General features: G+C 34.0%; 5 protein-coding genes. 2 read left to right on the top strand and 3 right to left on the bottom strand.

The window, feature by feature from the left end; translation table 11 throughout:
* Positions 1-448 precede the first annotated feature (448 nt).
* Positions 449-4,930 (top strand): GAF domain-containing protein, encoded by a 4,482-nt coding sequence (locus AC3DU7_RS12735; protein ID WP_488039713.1) that lies wholly within the window; start codon positions 449-451, stop codon positions 4,928-4,930.
* A gap of 42 nt (positions 4,931-4,972) precedes the next feature.
* Positions 4,973-6,757 carry a two-component system response regulator gene (locus AC3DU7_RS12730; RefSeq protein ID WP_488039714.1) on the top strand — a complete coding sequence of 595 codons (1,785 nt, stop codon included), beginning with the start codon at positions 4,973-4,975 and terminating at the stop codon, positions 6,755-6,757.
* A gap of 267 nt (positions 6,758-7,024) precedes the next feature.
* On the opposite strand, the gene AC3DU7_RS12725 is transcribed toward AC3DU7_RS12730, so the two are convergent.
* The 3 genes from AC3DU7_RS12725 to AC3DU7_RS12715 form a co-directional block, all read right to left on the bottom strand.
* On the bottom strand, positions 7,025-8,242 hold the full coding sequence (locus AC3DU7_RS12725) for a glycosyltransferase (protein WP_488039712.1): 1,218 nt from the start codon (positions 8,240-8,242) through the stop codon (positions 7,025-7,027).
* Between the two features lie 716 nt (positions 8,243-8,958).
* Positions 8,959-10,890, bottom strand: coding sequence for a S9 family peptidase (locus AC3DU7_RS12720; protein WP_488039711.1), 1,932 nt, complete (start codon positions 10,888-10,890; stop codon positions 8,959-8,961).
* 362 nt (positions 10,891-11,252) lie between these two features.
* On the bottom strand, positions 11,253-11,516 hold a 264-nt coding region (locus AC3DU7_RS12715; RefSeq protein ID WP_488039710.1), incomplete at its 5' end, for a hypothetical protein.

The following is an 11,516-nucleotide window of genomic DNA, read 5'->3' as shown; positions in this document are numbered from 1 at the left end:
CAAACGGAAATTCTGGCTCCTACCCTTACCAAAAAACTTTATTCAGCAAACCCTATTTATTTAAAGTTTAACCTTCAACTTTAACAATAAAATTCCATCTGTTCAAGGAAGCTATCATTTTCTGTGGTATAAAATCAACTTAATTAAAAATAAAATATTGTAATATATCCGCATAATTAATTACCAAATATTTTTAATTCTATTCCTCACTGAATTCTAAATATTAATGAATTATACAGATGCAAAGGAATTTGATATTAAAAATAATTTATCATATCTCTCATATTTTTGATTAATAATTCTCATGTATTATAGATAAGTTTCTGGCAATATCTCCATTGTGTTATTTATCTAATTGAGTTGATTTAGATATAATTTAAATGGTCAATATTAATAATTCTATTAAAATGTAGATATTGTTGTGTTGATACTTAATCGGTATTGTATTATGTGGGAAGTATTAATAACTCTATTTTCATCGAAGCAATATATGCCTCATGGTCAGTGTTACCTGTGGCAGTCTCAGCTTATCTGGTTACATTTTCTCAGCGATCTTTTGATTAGTTTGGCTTACTACTCTATAGCCATTACATTAATATACTTTCTCCGCCAGCGAACAGATGTCCCATTTAAACAAATATTTTTCCTGTTTGGAGCTTTTATTATTTCCTGTGGCACAGGTCATCTGGTAGAGGTCTGGACTCTTTGGCATCCAGAATACTGGATATCCGGGCTAATCAAAGCCTTTACTGCTTTAACATCAATATATACTGCAATTACTCTAGTACAAATTATGCCTCTAGCACTGGCCTTACCAAGTCCCGGTCAACTAGAAGCCATTAATAAACAACTAAAAATAGAAGTAAGTCAAAGAGTAAAAGCTGAAAATGTCCTAAAAAATTTGATTGTTGGTACAGCTTCAGTTACAGGAGAAAAATTCTTTTCTGCTCTAGTTCAACATTTAGCAAAAGCTTTGAATGTTAGGCACGCATTTATATCACAATTTCCAGAAGATAGTTCAGAAGAACTCCAAACAGTAGCATTTTTTGCTCAAGGAAACTTCGCAGAAAATATTAAGTATAAAATCGAAGGAACTCCTTGTGAACCTGTCATTAAAGAAGCACAACTCAAGTTTTATCCTGACCAAGTTCAGAAAATTTTTCCGAAAGCATCTCTGTTAGCTGCAATGGAAGCAGCTTGTTATTTAGGAGTACCATTAATCAATGAAGAAGAGCAAGTAATAGGAGCATTATGTATTAATAATGATCGAACTTTAGACAACCCTGAAAATGCTATAGCCATTATGCGGGTCTTTGCAGCTAGGGTAACAGCAGAACTACAACGTAAAAAAGCTGAAATTAAGGTCCATCAAGCTTATAATGAATTAGAAAAAAGAGTTGAATCTGCAACTCAAAACTTGCAACAACGTACTTCGGAATTAGTGAAAATAAATGCCGTTCTGGCAACAGAAATAAACGAAAGAAGAACGGTAGAATTGGCTTTAAAAAATAGTGAAAAAATTTTAAAACAAACACAATCAGGTTTATTAAAATTAGCAAAAAACCAGAATTTATACACAGGAAATCTTGACGCAGCTCTAGCCGAAATAACTAAATTAGGCAGCCAGACTCTGAATATAGAAAGAGCAAGTGTTTGGTTTTATAATGACGATAAATCAGAAATTAAATGTGCCGATCTATATGAAATGAGTCTCGATAAACATAGTCAAGGAATAATTCTTTCTAAAGATAACTATCCTCAATATTTTGAAGCTATAGAAACAGAAAAATTAATCGCTGCTTCAGATGCTCATCGAGACCGTAGAACTCAAGAATTTAGTGATTCTTATCTGACTCCATTTTCAATTTATTCAATGTTAGATTCTTCTATTTACCTACAGGGAAAAATTGTCGGAGTTATTTGTTTAGAGCAAACTCAAACTAAAAGAAATTGGACGATAGAAGAACAAAATTTTGCTAATTATATAGCATATATGACAGCTCTAGCAATAGAATCACACGACCGCAAACAAGCAGAAGCAGCATTAAGCTCAAGCCAACGTTTAGTAGAAACAATTACTCATACCTGTCCAAGTCTTTTGTATATATACGATCTAGTTGAACAGAAAAATGTCTATGTTAATCGCTCAATTCAAGAGATAATTGGCTATACAGAATCAGAAATTCAAGAAATGGAGGAAAATTTATTACAAAATTTGATGCACCCCGATGATTTTGCGAGACTGCCTCAACACCTTCAAAAAATTATGATGGGAGCAGATGGCGATATCTTTGAATTTGAATATCAAGCCAGATGTCGCAATGGGAAATGGATATGGCTATTCAGTAGAGAGACTATCTTTAACAGAACACAATCTGGAGCAGTAAAACAAATCATTGGTACAGCTACCGATATTACTGGAAATAAACTAGCAGAAGCTAAACTACAAGCTAGCCAAAAATTTTTGGAGCGAGTGATTAACTCAGTAGCCGATCCTATATTTGTTAAAGACCGCCAGCACCGTTGGAAAATCGTTAACAATGCTTTTTGTCAGATGATCGGAGCTTCACAAAAAGATTTGCTTGGCAAATCTGACTACGAATTTTTCCAAAAATCTGAAGCAGATGTTTTTTGGAAAAATGATAACCTTGTCTTTGAGAATAAAATAGAACAGGAAAGTGAAACAAAATTAACAGATACTACTGGTAAAGTTCATTATGTATCAACCAAAAAAGTTGCCACCACTGATGTTTTTGGTAATCAAGTATTGGTTGGTGTGATTCGAGATATAACGCAACAAAAACAAATTGAGTTAACCCTCCGACAAACAGCAAAGCGGGAGTCTGCCCTAGCCACAGTAATTCAGAAAATGCACCAGTCTATAGATTTAGAAACTATATTCAACGCTACAACTGAAGCACTACAACAGGTAGTTAAAGGCGATCGCTGTGTTGTCTATCATTTCCACCCAGACTGGAGTGGAGAATTTGTGGCTGAGTCGGTAGATCAGAAATGGACTTCTGTATTAGACTTACAAAAACGCTCCTTAGCATATGAATTAGCAGTCGATAAAAATGAGTGTGTAGTTAAAACTTTTGCCAGTGTTAATCGGACGGTACAATATGCCGACACTTATCTACAAGATACTCAAGGTGGTGTTTACAGTCAAGGAAAAAAATATACATCCGTAGCAGATATTTACAAATCTGGATTTGATTCATGTTACGTAGAATTTTTAGAGCAATTTCAAGTAAGAGCTTATATTACTGTTCCTATATTTTCTGGTACTCAGTTATGGGGACTATTAGCAATTTACCAAAATACAGGTCCGCGCTTATGGCAGGAATCAGAAATTAGTCTAGTAGTTCAAATAGGTACTCAGTTGGGAGTAGCTGTCCAGCAAGCAGAACTACTTACCTATACCCAAAGACAAGCAGCAGAATTGAAACAGGCAAAAGAAATTGCCGATGCAGCAAACCAAGCCAAAAGTGAATTTCTGGCTAATATGAGCCATGAATTACGTACACCTCTAAATGCCATTCTTGGTTTTACTCAGCTAATGAGTCGGGATGAAGATTTATCTTTCGAGCGTCAAAAATATTTAGAAATTATTGGTCAGAGTGGAGAACATTTACTAGCATTAATTAATGATATTCTTGAAATGTCAAAAATAGAATCGGGGCGAATAGAACTAAATGTAAATAATTTTAATCTTCACTGTCTATTAGATGGCCTAGAAAAAATGTTACAGTTAAAAGCTCAATTAAAAGGTTTAAAGTTAAAATTTGAGCGTTCTACTGCAATTCCTGAATGGATTAAAACTGATGAAAATAAATTACGTCAAGTCTTGATTAATCTCATTGGTAATGCCATTAAATTCACAAAAAAAGGAGGCATTACTGTTAATATTTCCCTAGTTACTCAAATGAAAAATGAAAACCTAGAAACAAAACCTTCTGTGGCTCAGATTATGTTTTCTATCACAGATACTGGAAAGGGCATTGCCTTAAATGAACTCGATAAATTATTTAAACCTTTTAGCCAAACCGTAAGTGGTTATGAATCTAAAGAAGGGACAGGTTTGGGTTTAGCAATTAGTCAAAAATTTGTTCAATTAATGAAGGGAGAAATAACTATCAATAGTATTGTGGATAAAGGAAGTACATTTACTTTTGATATTCAAGCAGAAATAGCAGAAGCATCTGTAACAAAAGAAAATCAATACTCGGAAGAAATAATTATTGCTTTAGATTTTGACCAACCTCAATATCGTATTTTAATTGCGGAAGATAGAAATACTAATCGTTTGTTGTTAGTTAAATTACTTACATCCATAGGCTTTAATGTTCAAGAAGCTGAGAATGGTAAACAAGCTATAGAAATTTGGCAGAGTTGGCAACCTCACTTAATCTTAATGGATATGAGAATGCCAGTAATGAATGGCTATGAAGCAACTACAAACATTAGAAATCAATCAAAAGGTGAATCAACTAAAATTATTGCTCTTACTGCTAGTGCATTTGAAGAAGATAAACGTGTAATTTTATCAGTAGGATGTGATGATTTTGTCAGAAAGCCATTTCGAGAATCAGAATTATTAAGAAAAATTGGCAAACATTTAGAAGCAAAATATATATATGCACCAAAAAAAATTAACAACGAAAATGTTAATCAAAATATCAATCAAAATTCCTCAGCAAAAACACTAAATTCTTCTGAAATACCTGCTAAGATTGCCAAGATGCCCTTAGAGTGGACAAAAAAATTAAACCATTATGCATCTATGGGTTCTGATGATGAAATTTTCCGATTACTTAAACAAATTCCTCAAGAAAATACAACCCTTACTACAGCCTTAACTGATTTAGTTGAGAACTTTCGATTTGATATAATTATAGATTTAACCAAGCATCTAGAAAACTCAAAATAATTAATAATGGAAAATTCCAAACAACAAGATAAAATACTAAATATGAACAAAAATCCAGCAGATATCCTAATTGTTGATGATACACCAGAAAACTTACGCCTTTTATCTCGAATGCTAACAAAGCAAGGGTATAATGTTCGTAAGGCAATTAGTGGACAAATGGCACTGAGGGCAGTAAAAACTGCGCCCCCCAATCTCATTTTGCTAGATATTATGATGCCAGAGCTAGATGGGTATGAAGTTTGTCAACAGTTAAAAAATAATCCTCAGACCTCTGAAATTCCGATAATTTTCCTCAGTGCTCTTGATGATGTAATTGATAAAGTTAAAGCATTTAAAGTAGGGGGAGTAGATTATATTACTAAACCATTTCACCTAGAAGAAGTTTTAATCAGAATTCAAAATCAATTATCGCTACAAGCTGCGGAAAAAGAAATTCACCTACTCAATACTCAACTAGAAATGAGAGTGCAAGAGCGGACAAAACAGCTAGAGGAAGCTAATACTAAATTACTTGAAATGGCGCTTCACGATAGTCTGACAGGATTAGCAAATCGGGTTTTATTCATGGACCGTCTCAAACAAGCTCTTAATAATACTCAAGCCAATTCAGCATATAAGTTTGCTGTGATGTTTCTAGACTGCGATCGCTTCAAAGTAGTTAATGATTCTCTTGGCCATCTAATAGGAGATGAATTACTCGTAGCAATTTCTGGTCGCTTACAAAAAGTACTTAAACCAGAAGATACTCTAGCCAGACTAGGAGGAGATGAATTTGGTATTTTGCAAATCAATATTCAAGATATAGATGCTGCTATAAACTTAGCAAATAAAATATTTGAACTTCTATCTTATCCATTTAAACTGCTCAGACATGAGGTTTTTATTAATGCTAGTATTGGTATTACTTTAAGTAATAGTAACTATGAAAAACCAGAATATTTATTAAGAGATGCAGACACAGCAATGTATCAAGCCAAAGCATCAGGGAAAGCAAGATATCATATCTTCAGTCCAGAAATGCATAATTCTGCTCTCCAACTTTTGCAGCTAGAAACAGACTTACGTCGAGCAATTAATCAACAAGAGTTTATTGTTTATTATCAACCAATTATTGAATTTAATACAGGTAAAATAATAGGTTTTGAAGCACTGGTACGTTGGTATCATCCTCAGCGTGGTATAGTTTCACCAGCATTATTTATTCCGATAGCAGAAGAAACAGGTTTAATTAATCCCCTTGGCAATTTAGTAATGCGGGAGGCGTGTCATCAACTCTACAAATGGCAGCAGCAAAAAATTACCGATTATCCTCTAACAATGAGTATTAATTTATCAGTAAGACAGTTTGCCCAGCCAAATTTGATTGAACAAGTCGATAAAATTCTGGCAGAAACACAAGTAAATCCTCAAAATATTAAATTAGAAATTACAGAAAGTGCTATAATGGAAAATACAAAAACAGCTGATATATTACTCAAAAAACTTAGAGACAGAGATATAAAACTATGTATAGATGATTTTGGTACTGGTTATTCTTCACTGAGTTACTTACATTTATTTCCTGTAGATACCCTCAAAATAGATCGATCTTTTATCTGGTCAATTGATGATAAGTCAACTGATTTAGGACTTGTTCCAGCAATTATTAGTATTGCTAAAACTATGAGAATGAATGTAGTTGCTGAAGGTATAGAAACACCTATACAATTTAAACAACTAAAAAAATTAAAATGTGACTATGGTCAAGGATTTTTATTTTCTAAACCTCTAGAAGCAGAAAAAATTACTCAATTACTGAAGACAAATCCCCAGTGGCAGTGGTAATATTAAGTCCGGTGGAATTGGACATAAAAAATATCCAATAGTCATAACTACGCTCATCAAAGTGATTCTTTCTCCTCTTTAGTTCTGATTCCTAAATACTATAAAATCTATAACTATTTAAGCGGATTTGAGATAAGCAGGTAAACAAAATTAATTACACATTTTAGAAGCTGAAATCCTTACTTTGTAAGTATTGCTTGTGTAAATAATTATGTGTAGGTGCTTATAAAAATTTAATTATTAATGCTTTATATACGAACAAATATGCTATGCTGAATGCTTACGTTTACTTTTGAGATTTTTTTTGTGATAAGTTCGCCCTTTCCAATGACCACCTCGCCCTCGCCAATATCGCCAAGCTGAATTTATAGTAATTAACGTATAAATCGAAGCAACAGTTGGTAAACTCATCGCATAGATTGGTGAGAGTTGATAAAATCCGATCATAGGTAAATAGACTAAAAACATTAATATTCTTGCTAATAAAGCGATCGCTACTATCTCCCACCAACTAAAAATTATTCCTAGAGTTATTTCTAATGAGGGAACTAAATAAATTAACTTCATCCCTATTACTGTTGCAAATAACAGTAATGGTGAATAATTTAGCTGGGTAAAAGCAGTACGAGCAACCATACTCCAAATACTAAATATATCGGGATAGGAACGCCTACTTTTAGTGTCTGAAGTTAGCCCTAACCAAATCTTTTTATTTGTTGATTTTTGTTTGACTGCTGTAGCTAAAGAACAATCATCTATTAAAGCATTTTTAATAACTTCTATTCCACCAATTTCATCTAAAACTTGGTGACGAATTAATATGCAACCTCCAGCAGCTGCAGCGGTAGAATTTTGTGGATTATTTACCCATCTAAATGGATATAATTTTTGGAAAAAAAATACAAATGCCGGAATCATTAATTCCTCTGCTAAAGTTTTGCATTGCAGTTTCACCATTAGAGAAACTAGGGCTAAGTTCTCTTGTTCCGCTTTAATAATAAGTTGACTAATATTTGTGGAGCTATGTTCAATATCTGCATCAGTAAAAAGAAAATAATCTGGGGCTACAGTTTGTTGTTTTACATATCTAATTCCTTGATTAATTGCCCATAGTTTTCCACTCCAACCACTAGGTAAGTTTCCTGCTGAAATTACTTCTAGTTTAGTAAAATCATCATTTTGTTGAGCTATAAATTTTGCAACATTAGCTGTATTATCTTTGCTATTGTCATCCACCAATATAATCTTGAAATTTCCTGGATAATCTTGATTTAATAATGATTTTAGTGTCGATTTCAATAATTTTGCTTCATTTCTAGCAGGAATGATCGCAGTAATTGATGGCCAATATTGAATCTTTCTAATTTCTGTTTCTGATATGGGCAATAATCGTCTATCTACCAACCAAAACTTGCCTCTAAAAAGTAATAAGTATATCCATATTATCAGATTTAAAACGCTCGTTATTAATACAATTTTGTGCATAAATTTACCCTGATTTATAAGTTTGAAGTAGCAGTCAGCTTTTCAAGGTGTATAATGGAAGATTAAAACCCCAATTAACACGCACAACTAATTTTCCAAATTATAGTGGGGGACTTAAACCCTCGAATTTTTAGCGCTCCAGCTAAATGCTGTTTGCGGAGCATTCCGTAAGGAAAAGCTGATAGCTAGTTAGGAGCCGTGTAAGAATAACCTGAACAGTTTTTTTGATGGAAGCTAGATTTCACAATCTATTTCAGATAAAATTTGTACAACTTATTTTTACAGGGCTAGTTAGGTTTGCTGAAAAAGTCTGATTGTGATGATAGGCAACAGAGAACAGCTGATCTGGCAATAGTTTAGATTATCTGCTACGGCCAAATTTTCGGCATTGTCAGGTAAAAAGATGAGCATTTTGAGACTAATTGAGCCAAAAATCTTGCTCTTTTTCAGCAATATTTAACTAGGGCTTGCTGATTAATTCTCGCGCGTATTGACTGATATTGGTTTCAGCGTTTTTTTGTTGAAAAAAGTACCAGCTTTTCGGTGAAAAAAGCCTGAAAAGCTAGTATTTTGGGATGATTATGGTATAGAAATTGTCCATCAATTTTTCCGACTACCTCCTCTATAATTAATTGCCATTTCTCCTGACTCCTACCTCTACCAAAAGACTTTGTTCAGCAAACCCTAATTATTAATTATTGAACACCTTCTTCTCCCTAGAGATTAATAATTTCTACCTCCTCTAAATTTTCAGCAGGTGTAAATCCAAATATACGGGAGTAAAAATAAAATTCTCCATCTAAAGCCCGTTTAATATTCTCTGAACGACGAAACCCATGCTGTTCTTCTGGAAAGGCAATATAAGCCACTGGCATTCCTTTTTGCTTTAAAGCTTCTAACATCATTTCTGCTTGATTTGGTGGCACAATTTTATCTTCTAAACCTTGGAAAAAAATTACAGGACAAGACAAAAGCTCAGTAAAATTAATAGGCGATCGCTGTTTGTATATATCTTTGGTTTCAGGATAAGGCCCAATCAATCCATCTAAATAACGAGATTCAAATTTATGAGTATCCGTGGCTAAAGCCTCTAGATCGCTAACTCCATAATAACTAGCACCAGCCTGAAAAACATCCTTAAAAGTTAAGGCACATAAAGTAGTATAACCTCCTGCACTACCACCAGAAATAGCCATACGATTACCATCAACTAAACCCTTTTTAGCTAAATATTGAGCGCCATTAACACAATCATCAACATCAACAATTCCCCAGTTATCTTTTAGTCTTTGCTGATACTCTCGTCCATAGCCAGTGCTGCCTCCATAATTAACATCAAGTAGGGCAAAACCACGACTTGTCCAATATTGAATTTTTAAGCTTAAACTACTAGAAGTTGCTGCCGTAGGCCCACCATGACTTTTGACTAAAAGAGGTGGTTTTTCTGATGTTATTTTTGTGTAATCTTGATTAGTTGGTGGGTAGAATAAACCATAAGCAGTATTGCCATTTTCTGTAGGAAATTCTATTGATTGAGGAATAGATAAATAACCTGAATTAATTTCTAATTCTGTAGAACGTTTTAAGATTTCAATAGCACCTGTAGATAGATTTATATTGACAATTTCAGTTGGTTTTGTCGGAGAACTCCCCAGAAAATAAACTCGATCTTGTTTTACTTTCAAAGAACCCATTGAAGTATAGGGTATTTCTATTTGCTGTAGATGTTTTTTCGTAGTATTAAGAGTTGCTAAATGCCAAATTCCATTTTGAGTAAAAGTGCAAAGAATTGTGTTTGCTGTTGTAAAGCCATAAGTAGACATTCCAAATACCCATTGTGGCATTCCAAACTCTGCATTTAGAGGATATAATGGCTCTACATTTACCATTTCAGTTCCTGAAACTCGATAAATATTCCACCATTTAGAGCGATCGCTAACAAAATATAAGATTCCTTCTGCAGACCATTCCGGTTGAAAAATTGATTCTTGTTTGCCACCTGCAACTAATTGAGCTTCTCCGAATAAACCATTTGCATTAATGTGAGCTACCCATAACTCAGTACCATCCCAAGGCATATTAGGATGATTCCAACTTATCCAACAAAGTCGCTCACCATCTGGGCTAAGACGTGGCGAGGCATAAAAATCATTACCCTCGGCTAATATCTGAATATCTGCCTCATTTTTGATATTGATACTAACTATCCTATTTATAGCTTCTCCACCTTTGGTATGATCTTCCTGAATACAAATTAGGCGATCGCGCTGTTTATCCATCACAGCATCAGCATAACGGCAGTTTACTTCTGGAGTTAAAGGTTGAGGAGCTGTATCAGGAGTTTGGCGGTAGAGACGTTGGTCAGCAAAATTAGAAAAATAAATCGTGCCATCTGTCACTAAAAATGTACCACCTCCGTATTCATGGACTCTGGTGCGGACATTAAAAGGTGGGGGAGTGATGTCAATTATTTGTCCATCTGGAGTGTGACGGACAATTACATTCCGTCCACCTTCTGATGGTCGTCCCTCGATCCAGTACACATCTTCACCATCAATGGCAATACTGCTAAGTCCAATTGTTCCTGCCACAATCAAATCAGCAGTGATGGGAGATTTCCAAGAGCCATAAGGTGCTATTTCTTTCATAGTTGAAAATTAATATTATAGATTATAGAGCAATATTTACTATTAATTGTGTCATTATCAGTCACTAAGTCCTAAATATTCAGTTTCATTCAATACTAGGACAATATAGTTTTGACTTAACTACTGCCACTCAACCTACAATGTTAATACAACCGAATCATATAGACTAGAAAAAAGTTTATGAAATTGTCATGTATATTTTTTAGTGTCTAATTTTATCTTTTGGGAAAAAAGGCGATCGCTTTGAGTTAATTATTTCTGTTGTAGTGAATAGGGCATTGCACAGTGAAGAATGATTTGAGATTTTTGATGAAAATTATTTTGGATTTAAGAATTATGAAAATAACTAATATTAGGTTTTTTTAGTCAAAGTCTAAACTAACTTTTGGCAATATCATATCATGTCCGGTAGCATCAGTATTGTATGGCAAAGGTAAGGAAGAAGGAAGAGGGAGGAAGGCTATTGAGCAAGAAAAAAACCTAAATTTTCTGTAGATATTCACTCTTGGGTTTACACAAACGATATAAACGGATATGATATCATGTCCGGTAGCATCAGTCTTATATAGTAAATAGGCAACAGGCAACAGGCAACAGGCAACAGGCAACAGGCAACAGGCAACAGG

This window comes from Okeania sp., from assembly GCF_983059655.1.
Note: the sequence above shows the minus strand (reverse complement) of the source record. Positions and strands in the feature narration are given on the sequence as shown.